The following is a 26,607-nucleotide window of genomic DNA, read 5'->3' as shown; positions in this document are numbered from 1 at the left end:
CGCGTTCAGAGCGGCACGGGCCGCAATCGTCCATGGAGATCTCCATGTTTGAATTTCTGTTCGGTGTCGTTACGCACACGCCTGTCTGGGTATGGGTGCTGTTTATCTTCCTTATTTCGCGCGGCATCAAAGCCCGCAGGCCTGCCACCGTTACGCTGGAACGGCTTGCCATCATTCCGGCGATCTTTCTTATCTGGGATATTTACGATCTGGTGGTCTACCGCACGCTGACACCCGGCGCTGTCGCACTTTGGGCGGTTGGGATCCTCGCCGGAGCCGTTCTGGGGTATTTCCTGATTAAGCAGGCGGTGATTACCCGCGCAGAGGCACCGCGTAGCCTTTACCGTCAGGCAGACTACACCGCGCTGCCGTTTATGATGCTGGCGTTCGGGGTGAAGTATGTGCTGGGCGTGATGAGCGCGGTCTCTCCCCAGACGATGCAGCAGCCTGCTATGAGCGCCCTTGCGGTTGTCTCCGGCGGGGTGTTTGCCGGGGTGTTTATCGGCAAGTTTACGCGGTATGTTGAGGTGTTCAGCCGCACCGCGCCGCGCCCGGCGGAGTGAGATCGCTGTGCCCTTTTGAGTCAGGCCACGTCCGGCCGACCGGATTTACGCCTGGCCATCACTTCTGCAACGGTCTTAATACGGCTAAGCTCCTCCTGCGTCCTGGCGTTAGATTGCGCTTCCCAGATATCGACGTTCAGCTGTAAGTTCAGCCAAAACTCAATAGTTGTATCAAAGGCTTTTGCCAGTTTTATCGCCATATCGGCAGTAAGCTTACGGTTGTTGTTGACCAGCGCGCTGACGGTATTGCGGTGGACATTGAGCATCTCCGCCATATCGCTGATTTTCAGATTGAGCGGTTCAAGATACTCATACTGCAACACGTCGCCCGGCGGCGCTACGCTTGCGCGGGCCTGCGGGAACGTAGGCCGGGTAAGGCGAAGCCGCCACCCGGCGATTGACTACCGCTCCCTCAGCGCCTCTTTCGCCCGGTTAAACGGCTTGATCATATAGTCCAGCACCGTTTTCTCGCCGGTCTTGATGTCCACCGTCGCAATCATTCCCGGCACAATCGAGAAGTGCCTGCCCGCCTTGTTCACCAGGTAATCCTGGCTGGTGCGGATGAACACCCGGTAGTAAAACACCTCCGGCTTGGCCTCGTCCTGGATGGTGTCCGGGGAAATCGTCTCCACTACCCCGTGCAGCCCGCCGTAAATGGCGTAATCGTAGGCGGTGATTTTAACCAGCGCCTCCTGGTTCGGGTGGATAAAGGCGATATCGCGCGGCGAAAGGCGGGTTTCAATCAGCAGGCGATCGTCCACCGGCACGATCTCCATCAGCTCGCCGTTGGGCGGGATCACGCCGCCGATGGTGGTCACCTTGATATTTTTTACGATCCCGCGCACCGGGGATTTTACCGTCAGGCGGGTGACGGAATCCTGGCGTCCTTTCAGGACGGCGGAAACCATATCCACCTCCGCGTTGGCCTTGGAGAGCGCCTCCCTGGCCTGAACGTAATACTGCGAGCGCACGTCGGTGAGCTTCAGCTCCAGATCGCTTTTCTGCCGCTGCAGGCGCAGCACCTCCACGTGGCTGGCGGCCCCGGTTTTGACCAGCCGCTGGGTGATGGCCAGCTCCTTATTGGCGAGATCTAACGCGGCGCGCAGCTCCCGCTGGGTGTCCTCCAGCTGCGCCCGGCGGGAGTTGTAGAGCCGCGTTTCGTCTGCAATCAGATCCGGCCATTTTGCCAGCGAAGGGGGGAACTTCAGCGGGAGATCGTTCACCTCGGCGTACAGGCGCGCGCTGGAGGCCAGCGAAGCCCGGTAGCGCGCCGCGCTTTCACCGACGTTCGATTCGGAACGCGTCGGATCGAGCCGCGCCAGAATCTGTCCGGCCTGTACCTGATCGCCCTCGTGGACGTTCAGCTCGGTGAGGATCCCGCCGTCGAGAGACTGCAAGACCTGCTCGCGCGAGCTGGGGATCACTTTCCCCGATCCGGTTGAGACCTCATCCAGCATGCCAAACCACGCCCAGACGCCCAACACCACGAACATCAGCAGCGAGAAGAAAACGATCCGACGCGCGCCGGTGTAGCCGCTCTCGGAATCCAGCGCGTTATCCAGATCGTCCATTGCCGCCACGTCACGCTGACTGATTTTCATTTTTCCACTCCCGTCCGGTTGCTGCCTGCTGCTGCTGTTGCTGCATACGGCTGTTGTTGAGCGCCTGGGCTTTTGGCGCGTCCATGACCAGCATCCCCTCTTTCAACACCACCACGCGCTCCACCAGTTCCAGCACCGGCACGCGGTGGGTGGCGACGATCAGGGTGCGGTTGCCAAGCCAGTCGCCCAGCCGCTGGATAAACTCCCGCTCGGTGTGCTCGTCCAGCGAGGCGGTCGGTTCATCCATTAGCACGATATTGGGATCGCGCAGCAGCATCCGCGCCAGCAGAATCGACTGACGCTGCCCGCCGGAAAGCCCCACGCCGTTTTCCATGATCGGATAGTCCAGCCCCTTGGGCAGCTTCTGCACGAAGCCCGCCGCGCCCGTCAGCTCCAGCGCCTCGAAAATCTCTTCGTCGGTGGCGCGCGGCATGCCGAGGGTGATATTTTCGCGCAGGGTGCCGTAAAACAGCCGGGCGTTCTGGGTCATAAAGCCGACGTTGCGCCGGACATCGGCGACGTCGAGATGCGGCAGGCTGAAGTTATCGAGCCGCAGCTCGCCTGCCGCCAGATCCATCCCGCCCGCCATCGCCTGCAGCAGGGTCGATTTTCCCGCGCCGTTGCGCCCGAGGATCGCCACTTTTTCACCCGGCCGGATCTCCAGCCGGTTAATGCGCAGCGCCATGCGCGGATCGTCCGGCTGATAGCGGAACTGTGCCTGCTCGAAAAGATAGTGTCCGCGCAGCACGTCCTGGCGGATCGGCGTCTCCTCGCGCTGATTTTCGGTGGGAAGCTGCATGATGCTGTCCAGCCCCTCTTTTGCCGCTTTGACCTGCTGCCAGCGCGCCAGCACGCCGCACAGCGTCGCCATCGGGGCAATCATGCGGGAGGCCAGCATCGACGCGGCAACCACCGAGCCGGTGGTCAGGGTGCCGTCGATCACCATCGGCGCGCCGACCACGATCACGGCGGCGTAGACCAGGCTCTGGATGGTCATTCCCCAGCTAATCAGGTTCTGGGTCAGCTCGCGGGTGCGCAGGCCGGATTCGGCGGTGATCTGGATATAGCTGTTCCACTGCTGCAAAAAGCGGTTTTCCGCCTGCATCAGCTTGATGTCCTCCAGCCCCTGTACGCTCTCCACCAGCACCGCATTGCGCAGGGTCGATTCATGGGCCGACTGCTTTGCCAGCTCCGCCAGCTTCTTCTGGAGCAGCAGGCCGGGCAGGACCATGATCACTGCCGCGACCGGGGCGATCCACGCCAGCTGCGGGGCGATGATCGCCAGCACCACTACGAACAGTAAAAAGAAGGGCAGATCGACAATCGTTGAGATGGTGGACGAGGTCACCATCTCGCGGATCTGCTCCAGCTCGCGCAGCTGAGAGATAAAGCTGCCGGTGGAGCGGGGGATCGCGCTGTTGCGCAGCCGCAGCGCGTGGCCGAATACGCGATCCGAAACGCGCATATCCGAGCGCTTGCCCAGCAGATCCATAATGTGCCCGCGCGCCACGCGCAGCACAAAACCAAACAGGGTGGCAATCAGCACCCCGATGGTCAGGACGTAGAGCGTCGGGTAGGACTGGGCGGGGATCACCCGGTCATAGACCTGCATGGAAAAGACGATCCCGGAGAGCGACAGCACGTTGATAAACAGCGCGGCGAGCATCACCCAGCTGTAGGGGCGCAAATCGCGCATCACCAGCCGGTAGAGCCAGTCCGGGCGGTATTTTGAGATATAGGCATCCACGCGGCTGTCCTTCAGCGCGGCGAGTGGACGCAGGGCGATAACGTGGCGGATGGCGGGCAGCGTCGCCGTCATCGACAGCCGGTTGGTGTAGGTCTCCTCGTCGAAGAAGCTGATTTCCAGGGTGTCGTCGCCGTCGAAGTGCTCGATCACGCCGATCCGGCCGTCATTCATCGCTACCACCACCGGCAGACGCCAGCTGTTGATCGACTGCTGGTCAGCGGTGAGCAGCTGAAACGACAGCCCCGCCTCGCGCGCCAGCTGGGTGAGTGCGGGAACCATCGGCTTGCCCTTCAGCCACGGCGCGCCTGCGATCAAGGCGCCGGGAGAGCAGGCGACGCGGTAGCGCGTGGCGACAAAGCCAAAGGCCTGTGCCCACTGCGCCAGCGCCTCGTCCGTCATGTTTTCACCTTGCGGGGTTTCACGCTGCGTCATGGCTGGATCTCCACGGTCTGGATGGTGCGGTTATCAAGATCGAACGCATGGCGCAACTGGCCGGTATTGTACAGGCAGTTGAGCTGCAGCTGGTGCAGCTGACCGAGGGTCTGCTGCTGGGTGAAGCGCGCCTGATAGACCTCCTGCTCGGCGTTAAGTACGTCGAGCAGCGGGCGCGAGCCGAGATCGAGATACTGCTGCTGGTACAGCTCGCGGGTGCGGGCGCTGAGCGCCTCCTGGCGGCCCTGAATTTGCAGCGTGCTTTGCAGGCTCATCACCTGACTGCGGGCTTCCAGCAGCTTCTGGCGGACGTCAAGCCGCGTGCGCTGAATGGTGGACTGCGCCGCCTCCACCGCGTGTCCGGCGGCGTTACGTCGGGCGGTGAGGCCGCCGCCCTGATAGAGCGGCATCTGCACTTTCACCCAGGCGGAATACTGGGTGCGGTCCCGCGTGTCGCTCCCCGCGTAGCGATCGTTCATGTAGTGACGCACTTCAGGCTCCAGCGAGACGGTTGGCGTCATCTGCGCGTCGGCGTAGTCGAGGTTCGCCTGGGCGACGTTAGCCTGGGCCCAGGCGGCAAGCACCGCGGGAACCAGACGGTCGTCCGGCTCGGCGATATCGCAGCTACGTCCCAGCTTCTGCGGAAAATCATTGTCGATCGCGTTCAGGTTGCTCCAGCCGAGAAAGCTCATCAGCGTGGCGCGGGCGCTGTCGAGATTGGCCTGGTACTGCATCAGCTGGGCGCGCGCGCCTTCGATGCGGGCATCGGTCTGCACCACGTCAGAGAGCGAGGTGGCGCCTTCGTCGTTACGCTGGCGGGTCAGCGCGCCGATGGAGGAGAGGGCGTCGAGCTGTTCTTTGGCGGTGTCGACCATCTGCTGCCAGGTTTGCACCTGCACCATGGCGACGGCGGTGTCGTGGGCGATGGTGTCGATACTCACCAGCACGTTAGCCTGCTGCTGGGCGACCCCGGCGCTCTCGGCGCGCACCTGGCTGGCCACTTTGCCAAAGTCGTAGAGCATTTGAGAGAGAGAAAGCACCAGCGACGGCGTAAAGCCGTTCTGGTCGCCGTCGTGAGAGTAACCGTTGTCCACGCCGGCATTAATCTGCGGATAGTATTTCGATTTCGCGACGTCCACCTCTTCACTCTGCTGGTAGAGTTTCCCCACGGCTTCGCTGATGGCCGGGTGCCAGGTGACGGCGCGGTTGACGGCGTCGCCCAGCTGCAGTGTGCCCGGCGCGGCGTTGCCCGCCGCCGGGGCAACGCGGCCGTTGAGCGAGGGGAGTTCCTGCGTGTCGCGGAGTTCGCCGGTATTGATGGTTGCCGCCGGGTTCGCGCAGAGAGCGGGCACAGATATCAGGCAGCACGAGAGCCACCAGTAAGGCATCTTCATTCCCATGTCATGTCCCTAATAAAATAAGTGCAGCTTTATTATTAATGCCCGGGCGCGGTGCGCCCGGGTTAGGTACAACAGGTGCTATGTGGTGATGATGTGTTGCTGGTTAACGAGCTCGTCGTAGGTGGTCTGAACGCCATCAAGCGTTACGAGCGTGGTATTAGTGTAGGTGCTCCCTGCACCATCACGGTCGATGGAGATCACGGTATTACCATTACTATTAGTGACATGGAGATAGTTTCCGAGCGTGGAGGCGCTACCGTTCCAGCCCACCAGCAGGTCGCTAATGTCGATTTTATCCCCCTGCGCCAGCGAGAAGCCGGTCCAGTGGTCGCCCGCGCTGCTGCTGACGTTCCCCCCCGTGCCGTTCCCCACCGTAGTGTTCAGCACCTGGTAAATCAGCGTGTCGCCGTAGGCGGTGCCGGTAATAACGTCGTTATGTTCAGAGCTGATGAACTGCGGCGCCATGTTGATGGTCAGCGTGGCGGTGTCCGTCTTCCCGGTCGCATCCGTCAGGGTGTAGTTGAAGGTCTCCTTCGAGGTGATGGATGAGAGCGATACCCCGCTGTTAAGGGTATAGGTGTAATGCCCGTCTGCGCCGATCGCCAGGATGCCGTAATGGCCGGTGATGTTCACCGTTGCGCTGCCGGTATACGGATCCAGCGTGGTGGTCACGCCGTTATAGCCGGTCACGCTCAGGCGGGTATCCACCGAGTGCAGCTGATCCAGCACGCCGCCCGAGTCGGTGCCGTCGAAGATATTGCCGTTGACGGTGTGGGTGCCGGTCGCGTCGAAATCAGTCAGCGAGTAGGTGGTGCCGTTCACGCTTGGGGTAATGGTGATGTTCCCAACGCTCAGCCCCGGGACGCTGCCGGTAAAGTTCAGCGTATAGGTCCCGGCGTTGAGATCCAGCCCGGTCAGCGGGACGTCGATACTGCCGCCCAGCAGCGAGCCGCCGTTGAAGGAGCCGCTGCGGATCACGCCAGAACCGTCGCTGATGGTCCAGTTGACCGTCAGCCCGCCCAGCGCCAGCAGCGAGGCCACGCTAAAGTGCAGCGACGCGTTGTGCAGGGCAGTGTTGGGATCCACCACAAAGGTGCCGCTGCCGCTGCCCTGGGTCGACGAGAGCAGGGCCGTCGTCCAGCTGGCCACGCCCACGGTCGTGTCGGAGTAGGCCGAGGTGTGGTGCACCGAGGTGACGTCCATGACGGCGCTGACGTCGTTGACCGCATTCATCGCCTGCGCGGTTGGGGTGATGTTGAGCGATGCCGTGTCCTTCGAGCCGTTCGGGGCGGTGACGGTGTAAACGAAGGTATCCGGCGTGCTGATATGATCCGCTCCCACGCCGCTTCTCAGGGTATAGGTGTACTGGCCGGACGAATTAATGGTCAGCGTGCCGTATTCTCCCTGAATGGTGGTGGTTCCACTGCCGTTGACCGCCACGCCGTTCACTTCGGTAACCAGCGTGCCCGCAGGAACCGGGTCATTCGCCAGCACGTCGCCCGTGGTCGTTTCGCTGATACTCGATACGCTGTAGACATGATCCTGCAGAACGCTCAGCGTATAGCCCGTCAGAACGGCGATCCCCGACGCGGTATTGAGTAAGAACAGATACTCCCCGGCAGGCAGGTTCAGCGTCAGCTGCGATGACGAGCCGCCCAGCAGCGGGGCGCGCAGCCAGCCCGACTCAACGCGAACCTGCTCGAAGGTCTGGGTCGCGTTGTTAAACTTATAGACGTACAGATCGAATACCGACGCCAGCGCCACGCCGCCCACGGAGGCCTGGATGGTCATGGTGCGGGTCGTGCCTTCCTCCACGTTGTAGATAATCGGGTTGGTCATATCGTCCAGCAGGTTAAGCCCCAGCGTGCTGCCGAGATTAATGCCCACCAGGGTAAAGCCAGCCTGAGACGACGCGCCGTTATTGATTTCGTGCACGCTGGTGTCGAACGTCAGGGCGTTGGTGTCGTCAACGGCGACAATGCCGTTGCTAACCGTACCGACGCCCAGGGACAGCACCAGCTGTGCCGACGCGCTGACGCCGTTATGGGTGATGGTGTAGGTGAAGCTCTCCGTCCGGCCAATGACCGACGCGCTGGTGTCGGTCAGGTTGTAGCTGTAGCTGCCGTCGCGGTTGATGGTCAGCGTACCGTATTGACCCTGGATCACCGTGCCGTCGGCGTTGACGCTGGTAGTGACGCCCTGCGCGTTCGTGACCGCGGAGATCGTGGTTCCGGCCGGCGCGTTGTCGCTGCCTGCGGTCGGGTCGGTATCGAGGATCACGTTGCCGTTGAGGCTGGTTTCACCGGTAACCGTACCCGGGCCGGTCTCTTTCACCGCCACGTCGAGGCTGGTGTAGGAGCCGGTTGCCAGCAGGTTGGTGTTATAGCTGAGCACGCGATAGTTGCCGTCCGCCAGCCCGGTCAGGTTCAGCGATACGCCGGTGGCGCCCAGGGTCAGCAGATCGGCAAACTGCGGCTGGCCGGTATCCACCACGGTGGTCCAGACGCCGTTGACGTAGTGCTGCACCACCAGCTCAAGAGTATTGAGCAGCGAGAGCACCGCGCCCGTGGCGTTGGCGTTCACCACGATATCCGCGCTGCCGCCGTTGCCCACCGTGAAGTTCACCTGGGCGGTATCATTGCCGAGCAGCGTCAGAACGTTGCCCACGGCGCCGACCAGCAGGAAGCCGTAATCGCTGTACTGGCTGTTGGTCACGGTCGCCGTGGTGCTGAGGTTCAGCTCTTCAACGTTATTGCTGGCGGAGAGCGGCAGCACCGGCGCAACGGCGGAGCCCGGCAGCGAGGTGTTGCCCGCGACGTCGGTGGCGGTGATCTGCAGCGTCTGGCCTTCGGTCTGTTTGTTCAGGAAGGTGTAGCTGTAGGTGCCGTTGCTGCCCGCAATGGCGGTCACCGTCGAGCCGTCCGCAAGGCGGATGCTGACGGTGCTGCCTGCCTCGGCATTCCCGGTCAGGACGCTACCGTCGGCGTTGAAGGTCCCGGTCGGCGCCGTTGGGGCGATCGTATCGACGATAATCGTCGTCACGGCTGACGCCACGCTGGTGTTGCCCGCCGCATCGGTGGCCGTGACGGTGAAGTTATGCGTACCTTCCGTCAGCGGGAGGGTGGTTTGCGGCAGAGTCCAGTTGCCGCTGCCGTCGGCGGTCACCGTGCCCACCAGCGTAATGCCGTCGTAGATCCGTACCGTGGCATTCGCTTCTGCTGTCCCGTTCAGCGTTGGGCGCGTGTCGTTAGTCGGATTCGTACCGGTCACCGGACCGGTGACGCTGCCGACATCGTCGATTACCGACGTAATGACCGGCGCGCCCGGCGCAACGGTATCAACGTTAATCACATACCCGGCGGTAGGGGCGCTGGCGTTACCTACCGCATCGGTAGCGGTAAAGGTTAACGTGTGCGGACCGTTGCTCAGCGCCGGAGATGGCGTATAGCTCCACGCCCCGCCGGTCGCCGTCACGCTGCCGATCTGTACGCCGTTATCAAAGATTTTCACCGTCGATCCGGCTTCCGCCGTGCCGGTGATTGTCGGCTGGGCGTCGTTGGTGAACCCGCCGTTGGCAACCGGCGTTGGCGCATTGCCCACGTCATCCACAATGCTGGTCAGCACCGGCAGCGCAGGCGGCGTGATATCGACGGTGAGACTAAAGCTGGTGGACGACGCGCTGGTGTTGCCTGCCGCGTCCGTCGCCTGCGCGGTAAAGCTGTGCGCGCCCGCCGTCAGCGTGGTACTGAGCAGGATGCTCCAGCTGCCGCTGGCGTCCGCAGTCCCCGTGCCGACAAGCGTTGTCCCCTCGTAGATCTTCACGATAGCAAACGGTTCGCTGGTACCGACAAGGCGCGGTACGGCATCGTCGGTTGTTTGCCCGGACGTGAGCGGGCCGGTGATGCTTCCCACGTCGTCTATTGCCTGGCTGATAACCGGCGCGTTCGGTGCCGTGGTATCGACAATCAGGGTAAAGCCTGGCGAAGCCGGGCCGACGTTACCTGCGGCATCGGTGGCCGTGGCGGTCCAGGTATGGCTGCCGCTGGACAGCGGCGTTGACGGCGTGAAGCTCCATGCGCCGGTACCGTCCGCCTGCGCGGTGCCGACCGGCAACCCGTTCTCATACACGGTGATCGTGGCGTTGGCCTCCGCGGTGCCGTTCAGCGTCGGCGTGGTGTCGTCGGTGCTCTGCCCGGAAGAGAGCGGGGTTTGAATGCTGCCCACGTTGTCTGCCGCGGTTGCAATGGCCGGCGCAGACGGCACGATCGTATCCACCGTCAGGTTAAACGGCGCGGTTGTGCTGCTGACGTTGCCTGCCGGGTCGGTGGCGTTGAAGACGATCGCGTGCTGACCGTCGCTCAGATTGCTTCCCGGGGTGAAGGTCCAGCTGCCAAGGGCATTCACCACTGCAGTGCCGATTTCGTTGCCGTCTACAATGACATGCACCGTGGCACCCACTTCGCCCGTGCCGTTGAAGGTCGGGCGCGCGTCGTTGGTGGCAGCGCCTGAGGTGAGCGTTCCGGTGACCGGGGCGATATCGTCGATGACGCTAGTGACGACCGGCGCGACCGGGCCTGTGGTATCCACGGTAAAGGAGAAGACCGACGAGTTAGCCGAGGCGTTGCCCGCGGCATCCGTTGCGTACGCGCGGAGGGCGTAGCTGCCGTCGCCCAGCGGCGTGGTTGGGGTGAAGGACCAGTTCCCGCTTCCGTCTACGGTTGTCGTCCCGATCTCCGTACCGTTATTCAGGATGTGAATGGTGCTGCCAGCCTGTCCGGTGCCGCCGATCGTTGGGGTATTGTCGTTGGTGACCTGACCGCTGGTGAGGTTGCCCGTGACGCCGCCGGGGACGTTGTCATTGACCGTATCCAGCGTTGGCACCGTCGGTGCCGTCAGGTCAACCACCACGCTCCACGGGGCCGAGACCGCGCTGACGTTGCCCAGCGGGTCGGTCGCCCGAACGGTAAAGCTGTGCGAACCTTCGCCTAGCGCGGTGTCCGGGGTAAACGTCCATGCGCCGGAGGCGTCCGCCGTCACCACGGCAATCTGGGTGCCGCCGTCGAAAATCGTCACCACGCTGTTGGCTTCCGCCGTGCCTGAAAGGGTTGGCGTGGCGTCGTTCGTTGGGCTGCCGCTGACAATGGTCGTGGCGGTATTCCCCACGTTGTCCGTCACGTTAGTGATGACCGGCGTGGTGGAAAGGGTATCCACCACAACGGTGAAGCCCGCCGAAGGCGCGCTCTGATTCCCCGCCGGATCGGTCTCGCGGATGGTGAGAACATTAGCGCCGTCCGTCAGTACCGGCGTGGTAAAGCTCCAGGTGCCGGTATTGCCGACCACCACGCTGCCCAGCAGCGTTCCGTTGTTGTAGACGGAGATGGTGTCGCCCACCGCGCCGGTGCCGGTGAGCGTCGGCTGGTTATCGTTGGTGGACTGACCGCTGGTCAACGGACCGGTGCCAGGGCCCACGTCGTCAATCACCGCGCCGATGGTCGGCGTGCCCGGTGCGGTCAGGTCAACGGTGACGCCAGCGGCGGGAGAGCGCCCGCTGGTCAGGCCATTGAGCGTCGCGGTGACCTCAAAGGTATGCAGACCCTCGCCAAGCGCGGCTGGCGTATAGCTCCAGTTGCCGCTGCCGTCGGCGGTCACCGTCGACACGGGCGTTACGCCACCGTCCAGGTAGATGCTAATCAGGCTCCCCGCCTGAGCCGTGCCGGTGAGCGTTGGGGTGGTATCGTTGGTGGTCTGGCCTTTCACGTCGCCGGTGATCGGGGCAGTATCGTCGACGATGGCTGTAATAACCGGAACGTCAGGAAGATTCGGCAGCGTACCGATAACGGTGTAGGTGGCTCCGAGGCCGGTATGCCCGGCAGCGTCGGTGGCGCTTACGGTCAGCGCCGCGCCATCCTGCGGAGTCGGGCTTATCGCGATGGAGAAGCTGCCGTCGCTGGCGGCAACGCCAGTACCAATGACCGTGGCACCGTTTTTCACGGTGACGGTGCTTCCCGCTTCTGCGGTGCCGGTCAGCGGCGTGCCTTCTGGCGCCAGGTTAAGGTTGAAGGGAATGCCGGGGGCGACGGTATCAACCGTGACGTTAAGCGGCGCAGAGCTGCCTGAGATGTTACCGGCCGGGTCGCGGGCCGATACGGTGAAGGTATAGGTTCCATCCGTCAGCGTGCTGTCGGCGGTCCAGCTCCATGTGCCGTTCGCGAGGACCGTTACCGGTACTCCAGAAGGCGTGCCGTTCACGGAGACGATAACCGTGGATCCCGCTTCACCGGTCCCGGTGAGCGTAGGAACACCATCGCGCGTGTAGAGGACAGCGTTGGTGAGCTGGCTGTCTGAGACGGCATCAATCTGCGGGATCGCAGGCGCAACGGTATCCAGGGTGACGGTAAAGACTGGGCTCGGTGCGCTGAGGTTACCCGCCGCGTCGACGCCCGCCACGGTGATGTTCAGCGGGCCGTCCGTTTGTGCGGGCAGGTCGAGGTTCCATACGCCGCCTGCCACCACGACGCGGCCCAGTTCGATGCCGTTGTTGTAGACGATCACCGTCTCGCCGTTAACGCCGGTACCGCCGACGGTCGGCGTTGAGTCGGTGGTAAAGCCCCCGTCCAGCGCGCCGCCAACGGTGCTAATCACCGGCGTATCCGGCGCGATGGTATCCACGGTGATGGTAATCGCTGGCGAAGCAGCAGAGACGTTGCCCGCCTCGTCGGTGGCGGTGGCGGTATAGGCGTGGCTGCCCTCCGTAATATTGCTGCCCGGGCGCCAGCTCCAGTTACCGTTGCTGTCGACCGTGACGGTGCCCACGATGGTCGACGTGCCGTTGACGGTGTCAGTGATGTTGATAACGTCGTTCGGCGTGCCGGTGCCGCTCAGCACCGGGCGCGGATCGTTGGTGGTGCCGCCATCGGGAACGGGACCGGTGATCTGGGTGACGCTGTCGGTGACGATCGGTGCCGCAGGCGTAGCCGGCGGGTCGGTATCAATGGTGATGGTGACCGGCTGCGACGGAGCGCTTTCGTTGCCCGCGCCGTCCATATTGGTGACGGTCAGGGTGATGTTATAGGTGCCGCCGGCCAGTGGGGATGGCGGCGTCCAGGACCAGTTGCCGCTGCCGTCTACGACGGCGTCACCTATTTTGACGCCGCCGTTGTAGATCGTCACGGTATCGCCCACCGTGCCGGTCCCGCTCAGAGTCGGCGTGGTGTCGCGGGTGATTTCGCCCGGGTTCAGCGGCGTTACTGTTCCGTCAGGATTGACGGTAATGGCCGGGATACCCGGCGTGGTAGGCGCGACGGTATCCACCGTCAGGACAAACGGGCTGGAGACGGTGGTATTGCCTGCGGCATCCGTGGCGTGAACCGTCAGCGAGTGCGGGCCGTCGGTGAGCGGGGTGACCGGCGTAAAGCTCCAGCCTCCGCTGCCATCGAGGGTGGCGGTGCCGAGCAGCGTGGTGCCGTCATAGACGGTGATGACCGCATCCGCCGGCGCGGAGCCCTGCAGCAGCGGTTTGGTATCATCCGTGGTAGCGCCGCTGTTGAGGGTTCCCTGCACGCTGCCGACGTCATCAACCGCGGCCGTGATGGTCACCGCCCCAGGCGGTGTGGTATCGACGATAAGGTTGAAGCCGGTTGACGGCTGGCTGGTGTTGCCCGCCGCATCGGTGGCGACGACGGTAAAGGTGTGAGGCCCCTCCCCAAGCGGCACGGTAGGGGTATAGGCCCACGCGCCGCTGCTGTCGACCAGGACCGTGGCAAGATCGGCGCCATCCAGGCGGACGGTGACCGTCGAGCCCGGTTCCGCGGTGCCGTTGAGCGTCGGCGTGGTGTCGTTGGTGCTGTCGTTGGAATTGATCGCACCGGTGCCTTCGGGCACATCATCTATCGCATGGGTAATCACCGGAGCCGCAGGCGCAACGCTGTCAATCGTCAGAGTCCAGGTGTTGGAGACGCCGCTGGTGTTACCCGCCGCGTCGGTCGCGACGGCGGTCAGGGCGTGAGACCCCTCTCCGATGGGCGAGGAAGGCGTAAAGACCCATTCACCGAGGCCATTGGCCACGGTCGTACCGATAGCCACACCGTCCACGCGCAGGGTGATCGTGGCATTGGCTTCGGCGGTGCCGCTGAGCGTTGGGGTGGCGTCATTGGTCGTGGCATTTTGGCCGAGAGGGCCAACAACTCCCCCGGGCACATCGTCCACGACCAAGGAAATCACCGGGGCATCAGGTGCCGTCCCGTCGACGTTAATAATCCACGCGGCTGAGATTCCGCTCTGGTTACCGGCGGCATCCGTCGCCTTTGCCGTGAGCACGTACGTGCCATCGGCCAGCGAGGAGGACGGCGTAAAGCTCCACAGGCCGGAGGAGGGAACCACCACCGTGCCGAGGATAACGCTGCCGTTAGAAATCGTGATGGTCGAGCCCGCCTCGCCCGTTCCGTTCACGGTCGGAGCCCTGTCGTTGGTAAGCCCGTTCGGGCCCACGGGGCCGGTGGTGGCCTCCACGTCATCAATGACTGACACGATGACTGGCGTCTGCGGTGGGATAATATCCGGTGCCGCCGCGGAGGTGGTAAGACTCGTGTTGCCTGCCGCGTCGGTGGCGTCTGCGGTCAGGATTTCGCCGTTGAGCTTCGGCGGGGTCAGCGTCAGGCTGAAGTTGCCCTGGCTATCGGCAACCGCTGTGCCAAGGGTCACGTCGCCTTCACGGACGGTCACCGTGCTGCCTGCCTCCGCGATGCCGCTGATGGTGCCGCCATCATTTGATACCACAAGGTTTCCAGGGGCTGGCGGCGGGGTGGTATCTACGGTGAACGTGATAGGCGCGGATGCCGCGCTTTGGTTTCCGGCGGCATCGGTTTCCGTGACGGTGATGGAGTGCGTTCCGTCCGGGAGCGGGGCGTTTGGCGTCACGCTCCAGGTGCCGTTGGGCTGCACCGTCGTGGTGCCGACGACCACGCCGTTATCGTAAATGGTGATGGTTCCACCGGGCTCGCCCGTTCCCGTCAGGATCGGTTTTGACGCATCGGTGGGCACGCCTGAGGTAATGGTCCCTTTGATGAGGCCCGTGTCATCGGTCAGCACAATCGCCGTTGGCGCTGCCGGAGGGGTAACGTCGACGGTGAAGGTGAATACCGGTGAGGCTGGCCCGGTGTTGCCCGCGGCGTCGGTTGCCCGGACGGTAATCTGGTGGGTGCTTTCGCTCAGGTCGACTGACGGAGTGAATGTCCATGTACCGTTGCTGGCGACGACCGCCGTGCCGATGGCGACTCCGCCGTCATAAATCGTCACGGTGGAGCCCGGTTCGGCAGTACCGGTGAGCTGTGGTTGCCGATCGTTAGTGCTGCCACCGTTGGCGACCGTCCCCGTTTGAGGGGCGATATCGTCGATCACGCTGCCAATCGTTGGCGCATCGGGTGCGGTGAGATCCGGTGCGGTGATTGTTGTACCCAGGCTGGTATTCCCGGCGCTGTCCGTTGCGGTGGCGGTGACCTGCTCGCCGTTGATCAGCGGTGTGCCGAGGGTGACGCTAAAGTTGCCGTCGCTGCCCGTTTTTCCTGTGCCAATTACATTGCCATTTGCGTCTTTTAGCGTGACGGTACTGCCGGGTTCGGCGCTACCGGTGACGGTTTTGCCATCCGCAGAGAACTTGAGGCCGGAAGGCGCGTTCGGCGGTGTGGTATCTGGATCGGCAGGGTTGCCAGGATCGACGGGAGTGGTGGGGTCGGTGCCGCTGTTATTTCCGCCATCTCCGCCACCGCCACCACCGCCGCTACCGCTTGCTATCGCCGCGATGCCGCCCGCAGCGACAATGCCGCCCAGCGCCCATGGCCAGATGGCGGCGCCACCGGCGTCGCTTCCTGACGCCGCAAGCAGCACGTCCGTAGAGGCGATAGATTCGTACGTGGCGGCCCCGGCCGGATCTTCAATCCACCACAGCGCGCCGGTGCCATCTTGCAGAACCAGCTGGCTTACCCCCTGCGCGTCCGCAACGTAGAAGTTTTTAAGGGTGATCACCTCTCCGGAGTTTAACGTCACCAGCAGATCGCTACCGTTTCGCGCGAAGTGGGAGATGCTCGCTCGCTCGACATGAAGCTCCACGATCGAGGAATGGCTCAGCGTAACCTGTGTGCCTTCCGTGGTTGTTTCCACGCCAGTAAGTTTTGAAATAACAGAGATTTGGCTCATTTAGTTATTACTCCAGCAGGTGTGTCATGAACGGCGAGTAAGATGAGCCATCTCTATAGAAGGTAAAGGGCGCCCCCGGCGCAGTCGCTGTTATACGCAGCGCTGACCGTCGTTTTTAGCGCGCACGATGCCCGCCAGTATTCAGAGTGGCAACATCAGAGCGAATCTAATGACTTATAAAAAAACCGATTTTATGGGTGTTTAGTGTCTTATATAACCCTGTAATTAATAGAGGAATTGTTTTTGAGAATATAAAAATGATATAGACAGAAAACACGCGTTGTGCAACTTAAGCTTTCGTAAATATAGAGGTGAACCATGGTGAGGGTATTGATATATTGGGTTTGTTAATAATTTATTTTGCGTAATGCATTGTTTTTAAATGATATGTATTTTGTATGGCAATGCTTTTTTTAAATGGGTTTTACACAGCGTGATAATTGGTAGGAAGGGTTTTAAATATAATAAAAAGCGTGGTTGTTTAATTGTGCTTAATATGCATTTAAGTTAGGGTAACGTTTTTGATATAAGATATATTATGTGACTTAAAGAATGAAATATATTTTTGTGCGGAGTTAAAACTCTGCTATTACGCGGAAATAATATCGTTTAATCAAAGGTGAAATACCCTATTTCATTTCTGTTGGTGCAACGACGTCAGCATGTTTGAGATAGCAAAAAAACTCACGGGAGGAGTGAATAAAAATCGTCAGTCGGGCGTTTACTGACGTCACTCCCTTCATCCCCTGGAGCTTTATATGAACACGATCTCGTTTCGTTTGATTCCGGTGCTGATTTTTTCCCTGCTGTCCCCCCTGGCGCTGGCAATGGGCAATAATAGTACCGAGAGCAAAACGCCCGACTGTCCTTCCGGACAGGTGTATGACAGCGCCACCCAGAAATGCGTGCCGGACAAGAGCAGCAGCCTCAGCGACCAGGACAAAACCAACTATGCGTACCATCTCGCGAAGAAAGGAGAGTACCAGGCGGCGCTGAACCTGCTTGACTCACTGAAAAATGGCAATACGGCGGAAGCGTGGAACTATCGCGGGTTCGCCACGCGCAAGCTTGGCCGTACGGATGAAGGCATTGGTTACTACCAGCGCGCCCTGGCTATCGCACCGGATTATGCCAAAGCCCGGGAGTATCTCGGTGAAGCGTGGATGGTAAAAGGACGTCCTGACCTCGCGAAAGAACAGCTGAAGGTGATAGCCGGTATTTGTGGCCAGTCCTGCGAGGAGTATCGCGACCTGCAGGCCGCCATCAACGGGCACCCGGAATCCTGATTATCTCGTGGAGGGAAAACCCATCGCAGCCAGTGAGGTTCGTCAACAGCTAGCCGCACACCTGTCGCGTCTCTGGCGCTATGGTCTGGTGCTGTCGCGAAACAGGGATATCGCCGAAGAGCTGGTTCAGTCCACCTGCGTGCGTGCGCTTGAAAGAAGCAGCCAGTATACGCCGGGCACACGCATCGACAGGTGGCTGTTCGCGATCCTGCACTCCATCTGGATCTCTGAACTTCGGGCGCGATACGTGCGCCAGGGGCAGGGATTTGTTACCAGCGACGAACTTCTCGCGCCGGATACCCGGGAACAGGATGAGACGCGCCTGCATTATCTCAAGGTGATGCAGCGCGTTAACGCCTTGCCCGAAGCCCAGCGCAACGCGGTATTTTTGGTTTATGTCGAAGGCTTTACCTACCAGGAGGCGGCGGACACGCTGGCAGTGCCGATCGGTACCGTGATGAGCCGGCTGGCCACGGCTCGGGCCCGGCTCGCCAGGTCCGCTGACGCACTGCCTCCGGTAAAGGAGAAACGTTCTTGAACGCGCACCGTTTTGCACCGCCCTATAATGACGACGCTATCGTGGCATGGATAGACGGCGAGATGTGCCGCGCCGACGCGCAGCGATTTGAAGCGCAGTTGAAGCGTGACGAACGCCTTTCCGGGCGAACTGCCGACCTGATGAAAAGCAGCCAGGATTACGCCGGGGCGTTTGCCTCCCTGCTGGATGATGCGCCTTTAGAGTCGATGCAGACGCGCCTGGCGGCACTTCCCGATCCACACTCCTCCATGCCGGTTGGCGTCAGCAGGCGGGCGCTGATTGCCGCGTCGGTCAGCTTTCTGCTGGTTGGCTCCGGGCTGGGCTACCTGCTGCGGCCCGCTTTCGCGCCGGCGGATGAGAACGCCCATATTCGCGATCTTGAAGCACAATATATGTCCCTGTACAGCGTCGAGACGCTGCTGGATATGGACAGCGCAGCGCCGGTGCTGCAGCGCGGGCTGGCACGGGCGGCTCAGGATATCGGCATGAAGCTCAACATGTCGCAGCTTATTCTGCAGGGGGCAGAGCTTAAAATGGTGCGCATGCTGCGCTATGAAACCACCTCTATCGCGCAGATTGCCTGGCTCGACGCCGACTACGGCCCGATGGCGCTCTGTATCTCTCCCGCAGATGAGAAGACGACGGGCTCGCTCCGCCAGGAGCAGCGGCATAGCATGAACCTGGCGTGGTGGCAGGATGGGGGCTACCAGTTTGTCCTGATTGGCCGCAATCCGTGGACTCACCTGCGGGCAAACGCGGAACAGCTCCAGCGGCAGATCTCAGGATGACGGCACCTTGCTCGTCTGGATCGCAATGGCGATGGCAATACGATCGTCCACGACCAACGCAAACTTATCCATCCCGTAGGACGCGCGCGAGATAGCCGTAGTGGCATCAAGCGTAGGGGCCTGCGCATGCGGGTCTTTCACCACGGCCTCCAGGATCACCGGTCGGGCGATGTTTCGTACGGTCAGCGTGCCGAACACCCTGAACCGTCCTGCGCCCAGGGCGACCACCCGAGAGCTGATAAACTCGATAGTCGGGTAGCGCTCGGATTCAAAAAACATGTCGCTTTTCAGCTGCCAGGTGAGCAGCTTGTTTGAGGCCACCAGCGTCGCCACGGGAATGGTGACGTGGATATGGTCGTCGACGTCGTTTCCCGGGTTGAGCGTGATGGCTCCCGTCACGCCGCTGAACGTCGCCCAGGAGAGGATGCCGCCGAAGGCATGCCAGGAGAGCCGAATGGCGGTGTTATCGGTGTCGATAAGGTAGCTTTTTGGGGCAGCGTGCAGGGACGGGCATAACAGCAGGGCGGTCAGAAAGGCGAAAAGGCGATACATAGTGGTTTCTCCGATAAGCGCGCACTGCGTAAACGCCTGAAGTGCTAATTATATTCGAAGAAATAAAAAAGGCCGCAAGCGCGGCCCTTTCGTGAGTACAAATTATTACTCAGTGACTTTCTTTTCCAGCTCGCTGGCACCTTGTTTGGTTTTGTTCCAGCCTTTCTCAGCGCCTTCTTTAGTGGCATCCCACCCTTTCTCGGTGCCTTCTTTGGTTTTATGCCAGGCTTTCTGGGAGTCTTCGCTGACCTTGCTGCCCATGCTCTCGCTTTTACCTTCCGCAGCGTGTTTCTGTTTCAGCTTCAGCTCTTCACCTTTGTTCTGCTCTTCATGCAGTTTTTGCTTCGCCTCGTTGGCGTTTGCTTTCGCCGCAGCGACGGTATCGTCAGTTGCATGTGTGGTCGCAGCAAATACTGGGGAAGCCAGCAGAACGGCAGATAATGCGATAATTGTTTTTTTCATAATATCCTCATTTAACGTTATCGGTTATGAGCGTGATTCAGCATGGCACAGGCGAAGCGGGATGGCTTTAGGAAAAAACTGTAATGAGATCAATGTGGCCTGATGAAGGGGATTTCGCCTGTGGATTATCCAAAGGATAAAGGGCCTGTTTCTGCGAGAGGGGCGAGGGTCAGGAGAATGAATATTATGACGGTTATGGGTCTGTACAGGGTGGGGTTCCTTCCGGGTTGGGGCGGGTAATCCGTAGCGCTGGGGGATGTTTTATTATTTCACTGGAAGGAGCCAGGGTGTCATTGATGTTGGTCAAAGAGGAAGGAAGAACGGCGGGAATAGTGCACAAAAAAGCCCGCAGGGCTTGCGCCGTGCGGGCTTTCAGGACTTCATCGGATGACTCTGGTAATCACCGATGGAGAATTTTGGTGGGCTGGCGTCTCTATGATTAGTTATTCAACTTATTGATTTTTATATTAATTTTCTATTTCTATTTTATCGGTGGTTCTAAAAAGGAACCATAAATCTTAATGGTATGAGTTCTCACGATTAGCTGACTGGCAAATTGTATCAAAAGATAATAAATCCTCAGTTCAGCTACCAACTGGGAGTTGAACTGCGTAAGCAGGATCTGCTTTCCACCGATTAGTGTATACGGTAGTTTTTCAGCATAACTGAATTGTACCCGTAGGGCAGTACCAGCATAGGTGGAGAATGGATTTTGAACAACTGGTCTCTAGAGCATACAAAAGAAATCAAAGCTTGGCTTAACATAGATAACTATCGCAAGTTTGAAGATCTCTCATTAATACACTTCTATCACGAGTTATGGGCCCGGAATCTGTTCTTTAAGGAGTATCGGGAAGAGTTTGAGAGCAGAACTCTTATGAGTTACTTCTCAAAGATTTTCACCGGCAACCCTTTTTTGATTCCAGAAGGGCAACTTGGATACATGACTCCTGCCAACAAACTTTTTCAGCCTCCCCATTTTTTTCTAACAACTCTTGATCGCCTTGCTGAAACGAGCATTATTGCTATGCAACGCGGAGGTTTTGTTTGGCATGAAGGTGACAATTATTCTATAAACGCAGAGCTTCGAGAGGAATCACTTTCAGACATTATGCCCGATCAGTTTACACGAACAGTCATGTTCGAGATTGATTTGGCAAGTGGCACAGACGAAGAGATTGCAGAGTCGCTTAAAGCTGCATTACCGCAATGGCGTAAAGTTAAGGGTATTGATGAAAACCCATTAGAATCTGTTCGTTTTGGATACGGAACTATCAAGAAACTCATCAGCTATCGTGTAATACCTATGCTGGATATCCTGGTGTGGGCAGCCGTTAAAAAAATCCGTGTCTCTGACGACAGGTTATCCAGACTACTGTATACAGACGATGACGAAGAAAGCGAAATGAGGCAGTCCAGCCAAATCAAAGATACCGACAGGCCTTTGGCTCTTAAATCCTGCACAACTGACTTTATCCGACAATTCCATTACTTCATGAACAAAAATAGCCATTTGAAGCAAATGAAAGTCTCTGATGTAATGAAACTATCGGATTAGTATTTTATCTATAACTGTCTGTTTTTAACATGAAAAACCAAAAGCATCATTGTAAATGATGCTTTTTTTTGCGATTTTTACTTTGAACCGGCCATTTTGCCACTTGCCATAAAACAGGGGAATTTCAGCTACTCTCAAGTTCCCCTGTTTTGTACGGCACCAACTTCGAGAAAACTATCCTGCATAGCAGCGAAGAACCTCCGCTTCAGGAGCTTCACTCCTTTCTTTTCCCAAGTGTTCGTATAGTGACTTCACCGCAACGACAAGGGAAAACAAAATGAAGAATCAAGCAACCCGCCTCATACGCTTACCAGAAGTTCTCGAACGAACTGGCTACGGAAAAGCCTGGATCTATCGTCTGATCAGTGAAAGTCGGTTTCCGGCACCAGTGAAGATCGGTGTTCGTGCCGTTGCTTTTGTCGAGAGTGAAGTTGACGAGTGGATTCAATCAGTTATCGAAACAAGTCGAAATAATGTTGCTTAGTTAATTTGGGGAGACATGTTATGAATATCGAAGAATTTGTGAGTGAAGATAACCATATGTGCAATTTAGGCGATGATCTTTTTTACAAGATCTTCGAGTTGGGGGCAATCTATGATTTACCTGATAATGAATTTAACAGAAAGATTGTTTACTGGTTAAGCCAGTATTTAGTAGGGAATCTAAGGAAACCGTTAGATGAGATCTCTGAGCTTAATGCTTCCAAACAGATATATGTTTACGAGACCTGGCTCTCGTTAATTAAATGCCCTGATGAAATGAAACTTTTGGCGAAGCGGATAATTCTATATCTATTGGATTAATAAATTTTTATGAAAATGTAAAGTTTGGCTGAATATTTTTGCTTAAAACTTTACAGAATAACTTACATTATTTTTATGACCGTTTATTCGCAAGGCAGTGAGATAATTTTCGAGGTATTAGGTGTACATAATAATAACTAGATCTACCTGATGATAATTTGACAAGAATAATCGTCTATCTCACTGTTTTAATTTAAATAAATATCTTAATCGATTCAAATAAATTTGTAAATCTACGAAATGCTTATTAATAATATATTGGAATTATACTTTTTGTAAAGTTTAGGAGGGAAATATGTGCAGTATTTGTGTGGATTCTTTTATGTTCGAAAATGGTGAGAGATATTGTCATGTCGTAAATAAAGCTACTGGTGAGCCATTGTATTATCCTAACTTGTATATAACAACACAAGTCAGGAATCGGTCAGAGTCTATATCAACAATGAAGGTTATTGCCGGTAGCATTTCATTGTTATATCGATTCTTTATGAGAAAAAATATCAATATTGATGAAAGAATCCAGAAGAAGCTGTTTCTTGCTCCTCATGAAATTGAGGATTTGATTGAATTTACTTCATTAAATTTCCGAGATGGAGGGGATGGTAATTTTAGGATTTCAAATGTCAAAAAACCAACTAAGTATTTTCGCATTACAACAGTAGCTAACTATCTTGAATGGTTGTGCAAAATACTTCTTTCACATGCAGGTCAGAAAAACACTCTCAAGGAGGTAATGGCGTTCATTAACCACATAAAAAGAAAGAAACCAAGAAATAATGATAAATATAATATGGAAATCGAAAAGAGCTTAGACAAAGCACAACTGGATTCTTTGTTTAGCATACTTTCGCCAGGGAGTAACTTGAACCCGTTTACGGAAAAAGTGCAAAAAAGAAACAATCTAATATTTCTTCTATTACATTGCTTTGGCCTGAGGGCAGGTGAACTTTTGAATCTGCGAATTGGCGATATAGATTTTTCAGAATCGACAATAGCAATAAGGAGGAGAGCAAATGATAAAACAGATCCGCGAGTTTATCAGCCATTAGTGAAGACTTGTGAGAGGAAGTTAATTGCTGATGCGAACCTTATATATGAAATTTCAGATTATATCTTGAATGATCGTAGGAAAGTCCAAAATGCTAATAAGCATGACTTTCTATTTATTACCTATAAGGAAGGGAAGACTCAAGGGCAACCGCTGTCATTTTCTTCTTACCATAAGATAGTGAGTGTTGTTCGTCAATCATCCTCGCTTCTAAGTGGATTAACAGGCCATAAATTACGACACACATGGAATTATGAGTTTTCGAAAGCAATAGACAAGAATCAGGACATATCCGATGAAAAAGAGCAACAAATCCGTTCTTATCTCATGGGATGGCGACCGGGATCAGAAACTTCAATAATTTATAATCGCAGGCATATTTTTGAGCTATCGAAAAAAACTGCACTTGAACAACAAGAGCAACTATTCAAAGGAGGATTTGATGAATAATTTAATTAAATATAACCCTGATAAAATGTCTATTCATGAACATAAAATCGTCAGTTCGATTGAAAACAACGGAATCAATCTTACAAACTTAATATATTCTATGAACGAAAATTTGATTTGTGGATTTGTATATACAGTACAATATTATTTTAATAGTAACAGCTATTTGTATGTGAAAAATATTGTTAGAAATATGGAGAGTCTTATCCGTAAACTATCTCCTACTCATATTGATGATAAAGTTCTAATTGAATATCAAAATAAGAAATTATCAAAAGCCCCAGCATCATTTCGTGTTTTACGACCATTTTTGATTAAATGGTTTGAGTTAGGATATCCTGGAATAGATGAAAGTGCGGTAGAACTGTTAAAGCATTTGGACCTAAAAATAAAGAAATCTGGTCAGTCTGTGCTTCAAGATGATCCAACAGAGGGACCATTAACTAAAGAAGAACATACTTCTTTGATTAAGGCTATGAATCATTCATATAGAAAAGGTGAACTGTCACTGCCACATTATGCAATATCACTATTGATCAGCCTTACAGGTAGAAGACCTCAGCAGTTAGTTATGTTGAAATATAAAAACCTTCTTCAAAAGAACTTAGATAATGGAAAAGTAGAATATGTAATTTCAGTGCCACGAGTTAAACAACGGGGTAAAGAACTACGATATCGAGAACTTGCAATAATATCAGAGGTTGCATCAATTGTTCAATTGCAAGCCAATCAATCAGTGAAACTTGTTGAGCAAGCTCTTGGAAAAACTCTTGATGATTATTCTAAACGAGAAGTTCCTATTTTTTTAAATGAGGAAAAACTCTCAGATTTATCCATAAAAGGTTCAATTCTTCTGGGATATAATAAATTATATGCGAAGCCTACAATTGCTAATGTAGCTTTGAAAAGTATTGTTAATAATGGGGGAATAATATCCAACCGTACCGGTTCGATACTAAATGTTACTCCTCGTAGGCTTCGTTATACAATAGCAACTTTGCTGGCTAAGGATGGGCATAATGTTAATACTATAGCTGAATTATTGGATCATTCCTCTACTTCAAGTGCGGGGATTTATATTAAAAATCATGCTGACAGTGTTGAAAGAATTGATTCCGCAGTTTCAGAACAGTTGTCATTTATCGCTGATATTTTTATGAATGGAATCACTTCGAAAGAGAATTATCATATTAAGTTTTGCTCTTCAAAAAAATGCATAAGTCGGAATTTAAATAAAAATTTCCCTTGTGATAAATGTGCTTTCTTTATGCCGGTTGATATTGATGAGGTAAATGTCAAATGAATAATATTATTTTATTTAAATCTAAAAAACAACTTACGGCAGAAAGCAACTATAATGAATTTATAAAGTTTTGTCGCTATCAACTGATCGGACTAACCCAAACTCAGGATTGGAACCAGTATGCCTGGAAAGGATATGTCACATTTAGAAAAATAGGGGTTGGAAATAAAGTCTTTGATTCCAATGATGCAATGCACGAAGATTATATCAATTTTGCGAAAGCATATATTAGATATCAACACTCATTGAAACCATTGAAAAATTATGGGGCTATTATGATGGCCTTGCGATGTCTCGAACAGGCTCTTTTGCAGGTTCAGAACACGGGTCTCATTTATAATGTTACAGCCGTTGTTTTCGATGAGGCAATGCAGATCGGAAGTAAATATTTTGAAGGTAACGTTTTGGCTAAATGTGGAATACAGCTTGAAAAAATATCAAAGTTTCTATGTGAACATAATCTTGTTAAGTCAGGATATATCTCATGGAAAAACCACGTGAAACAGAAAGTCAAAAATAATTACCTTCCTGAGATCGAGGATTATCACCGACGCGATAAGTTACCAGATGAAGAGGCATTACTCGCTATTGCTGATATTTTTTCTAAAAATGATGAGTTACTGAGCCCAAGGGATAAGTTCACCAGTTCAGTATTTGCACTTCTACTTTGTTGTCCGAGCAGAATCTCTGAGATTTTAGCCTTACCTGCTGATTGTGAGATTACACAAATAGATGGCAAGGGTATCGAAAGATATGGGTTGAGATTTTATTCGGTTAAGGGGTATGGCCCTAATATCAAATGGATTCCACGGGTTATGATACCAGTTGCAAAGAAAGCGATTAGAAGATTACTTTCCTTATCACAAAATGCAAGAGCACTTGCTCACTGGTGCGAAAAGCACCCTGATAAATTTTACCGACATGAGCTTTGCCCAACAGTTGATGAAAAAACTAAATTGACCGTTGTACAAGTTTGCCATGCACTGGGGTATCATTTATTTGATCATAAATCATGTGTTTTAAAAATTAAAAGAACGAGTTTGGATGGTGGAAAAAGTTTCTTAAACTCCAATGATTATAATTATTCATTGTGCGAACTATGGGAAATGATTAGTTCTGGTTTTAGCAGAGACTTTCCATGGTACGATAAAGAGAAATCTATAAGATTTAGTAATGCTTTATGCTTGCTCAATGCTGATCAATTTTCTTTATCACGAATGGCTTCAATTTTCATATTTTACAAACCGACTAAAAGTTTCTTCTTTAGCGATATACAAAGTAAAAGAAGCTTTGAGGTGGGGTATAAAAATATATTTGCACGATATGGGTATTATGATGATGAGGGTAAACCACTACTTATTCGCTCACACCAACCACGGCATCTATTAAATACAATAGCTCACTATGGTGAAATGTCTGAACTTGATATAGCTAAATGGTCTGGTCGTATTAATGCTAATCAGAACAGAGTTTATAACCATGTGTCGGAAGAAGATATGTTAGATAAAATCAAAGCTATTAAATTGATCAAGAGTAATTATTGTAAGAGAGAGTCAATTCCCTCAATTGAATCGCCAGTTGACTTCGATAACCTTTATCAAGGGGCAATTCACTTAACAGAATTTGGTTACTGTGTGCATAACTATTTGGTTCAACCTTGTAATAAAATTAATCAGTTTTTGGAATGTGACAATGAGGCACTGGACATGGAATCAATTGATAGAATGAAGCTTGAATCTATCCAAGAAAAAGTAACAAAACTGAAGAGTATAACGCAGACCGCTTGTGAAAATGGTGATTATGGTGCAGACAAATGGCTGCAACACCATGAGAAAAATTTGGAAAGAATTAATAAATTATTGAATAATTGAAACAGGAGATACA

At 54.9% G+C, this 26,607-nt stretch carries 17 protein-coding genes; 10 read left to right on the top strand and 7 right to left on the bottom strand.

Going from position 1 to position 26,607, the window contains the following annotated elements:
- Positions 1–44: 44 nt before the first annotated feature.
- Positions 45–563 carry a DUF6622 family protein gene (locus tag ACMWKK_RS06760; RefSeq protein WP_112780596.1) on the top strand — a complete coding sequence of 173 codons (519 nt, stop codon included), beginning with the start codon at positions 45–47 and terminating at the stop codon, positions 561–563.
- A 20-nt stretch (positions 564–583) separates the two neighbouring features.
- On the opposite strand, the gene ACMWKK_RS06755 is transcribed toward ACMWKK_RS06760, so the two are convergent.
- The 5 genes from ACMWKK_RS06755 to ACMWKK_RS06735 form a co-directional block, all read right to left on the bottom strand.
- Positions 584–886, bottom strand: coding sequence for a HigA family addiction module antitoxin (locus ACMWKK_RS06755; RefSeq protein WP_112780595.1), 303 nt, complete (start codon positions 884–886; stop codon positions 584–586).
- Positions 887–964: 78 nt separating this feature from the next.
- Positions 965–2,134 (bottom strand): HlyD family efflux transporter periplasmic adaptor subunit, encoded by a 1,170-nt coding sequence (locus ACMWKK_RS06750; protein ID WP_112780606.1) that lies wholly within the window; start codon positions 2,132–2,134, stop codon positions 965–967.
- A 10-nt stretch (positions 2,135–2,144) separates the two neighbouring features.
- Complete coding sequence (locus ACMWKK_RS06745; RefSeq protein ID WP_112780594.1) at positions 2,145–4,343, bottom strand: type I secretion system permease/ATPase; 2,199 nt, start codon at positions 4,341–4,343, stop codon at positions 2,145–2,147.
- Complete coding sequence (locus ACMWKK_RS06740) at positions 4,340–5,743, bottom strand: TolC family outer membrane protein (protein ID WP_112780593.1); 1,404 nt, start codon at positions 5,741–5,743, stop codon at positions 4,340–4,342. The genes ACMWKK_RS06745 and ACMWKK_RS06740 overlap by 4 nt, the downstream gene beginning before the upstream one ends.
- 78 nt (positions 5,744–5,821) lie before the next feature.
- Positions 5,822–15,934 carry a BapA/Bap/LapF family large adhesin gene (locus ACMWKK_RS06735; protein ID WP_112780592.1) on the bottom strand — a complete coding sequence of 3,371 codons (10,113 nt, stop codon included), beginning with the start codon at positions 15,932–15,934 and terminating at the stop codon, positions 5,822–5,824.
- A gap of 758 nt (positions 15,935–16,692) precedes the next feature.
- Here ACMWKK_RS06735 and ACMWKK_RS06730 point away from each other — a divergent pair.
- Genes ACMWKK_RS06730 through ACMWKK_RS06720 form a run of 3 tightly spaced genes read left to right on the top strand, consistent with a single transcriptional unit; the run spans position 16,693 to position 18,546 of the window.
- Positions 16,693–17,220 carry a tetratricopeptide repeat protein gene (locus ACMWKK_RS06730; RefSeq protein WP_033146334.1) on the top strand — a complete coding sequence of 176 codons (528 nt, stop codon included), beginning with the start codon at positions 16,693–16,695 and terminating at the stop codon, positions 17,218–17,220.
- A 7-nt stretch (positions 17,221–17,227) separates the two neighbouring features.
- The gene (locus ACMWKK_RS06725; RefSeq protein WP_112780591.1) at positions 17,228–17,758 is read left to right on the top strand and encodes a sigma-70 family RNA polymerase sigma factor; all 531 of its coding nucleotides are present in this window, start codon (positions 17,228–17,230) and stop codon (positions 17,756–17,758) included.
- On the top strand, positions 17,755–18,546 hold the full coding sequence (locus ACMWKK_RS06720; protein ID WP_112780590.1) for an anti-sigma factor family protein: 792 nt from the start codon (positions 17,755–17,757) through the stop codon (positions 18,544–18,546). The genes ACMWKK_RS06725 and ACMWKK_RS06720 overlap by 4 nt, the downstream gene beginning before the upstream one ends.
- Here the strand turns inward: ACMWKK_RS06720 and ACMWKK_RS06715 are convergent.
- Together ACMWKK_RS06715 and ACMWKK_RS06710 are read right to left on the bottom strand one after the other, a co-directional pair.
- Positions 18,538–19,098 (bottom strand): YceI family protein, encoded by a 561-nt coding sequence (locus ACMWKK_RS06715; RefSeq protein ID WP_112780589.1) that lies wholly within the window; start codon positions 19,096–19,098, stop codon positions 18,538–18,540. The genes ACMWKK_RS06720 and ACMWKK_RS06715 overlap by 9 nt on opposite strands.
- 105 nt (positions 19,099–19,203) lie before the next feature.
- On the bottom strand, positions 19,204–19,560 hold the full coding sequence (locus ACMWKK_RS06710) for a hypothetical protein (RefSeq protein ID WP_045331127.1): 357 nt from the start codon (positions 19,558–19,560) through the stop codon (positions 19,204–19,206).
- 712 nt (positions 19,561–20,272) lie between these two features.
- Here ACMWKK_RS06710 and ACMWKK_RS06705 point away from each other — a divergent pair.
- The 6 genes from ACMWKK_RS06705 to ACMWKK_RS06680 all read left to right on the top strand — a co-directional run bounded on the left by ACMWKK_RS06705 (position 20,273) and on the right by ACMWKK_RS06680 (position 26,594).
- Positions 20,273–21,118 carry a DUF6387 family protein gene (locus tag ACMWKK_RS06705; protein WP_042193606.1) on the top strand — a complete coding sequence of 282 codons (846 nt, stop codon included), beginning with the start codon at positions 20,273–20,275 and terminating at the stop codon, positions 21,116–21,118.
- 277 nt (positions 21,119–21,395) lie between these two features.
- On the top strand, positions 21,396–21,602 hold the full coding sequence (locus ACMWKK_RS06700) for a helix-turn-helix transcriptional regulator (protein ID WP_042193603.1): 207 nt from the start codon (positions 21,396–21,398) through the stop codon (positions 21,600–21,602).
- Positions 21,603–21,622: 20 nt separating this feature from the next.
- Positions 21,623–21,922 carry a hypothetical protein gene (locus tag ACMWKK_RS06695; protein ID WP_042193601.1) on the top strand — a complete coding sequence of 100 codons (300 nt, stop codon included), beginning with the start codon at positions 21,623–21,625 and terminating at the stop codon, positions 21,920–21,922.
- A gap of 295 nt (positions 21,923–22,217) precedes the next feature.
- Positions 22,218–23,420, top strand: a complete 1,203-nt coding sequence (locus ACMWKK_RS06690) for a tyrosine-type recombinase/integrase (protein ID WP_042193598.1) — start codon at positions 22,218–22,220, stop codon at positions 23,418–23,420.
- Positions 23,413–24,723 (top strand): tyrosine-type recombinase/integrase, encoded by a 1,311-nt coding sequence (locus ACMWKK_RS06685; protein ID WP_042193595.1) that lies wholly within the window; start codon positions 23,413–23,415, stop codon positions 24,721–24,723. The genes ACMWKK_RS06690 and ACMWKK_RS06685 overlap by 8 nt, the downstream gene beginning before the upstream one ends.
- Positions 24,720–26,594 (top strand): DNA-binding protein, encoded by a 1,875-nt coding sequence (locus ACMWKK_RS06680; protein ID WP_042193592.1) that lies wholly within the window; start codon positions 24,720–24,722, stop codon positions 26,592–26,594. Before ACMWKK_RS06685 ends, ACMWKK_RS06680 begins: the two co-directional genes overlap by 4 nt.
- Positions 26,595–26,607 lie beyond the last annotated feature (13 nt).

It is taken from the genome of Enterobacter sp. 01-M-03-SI-ECC, assembly GCF_047530215.1.
In the GTDB taxonomy this organism is placed as follows: domain Bacteria; phylum Pseudomonadota; class Gammaproteobacteria; order Enterobacterales; family Enterobacteriaceae; genus Enterobacter; species Enterobacter chengduensis.
Note: the sequence above shows the minus strand (reverse complement) of the source record. Positions and strands in the feature narration are given on the sequence as shown.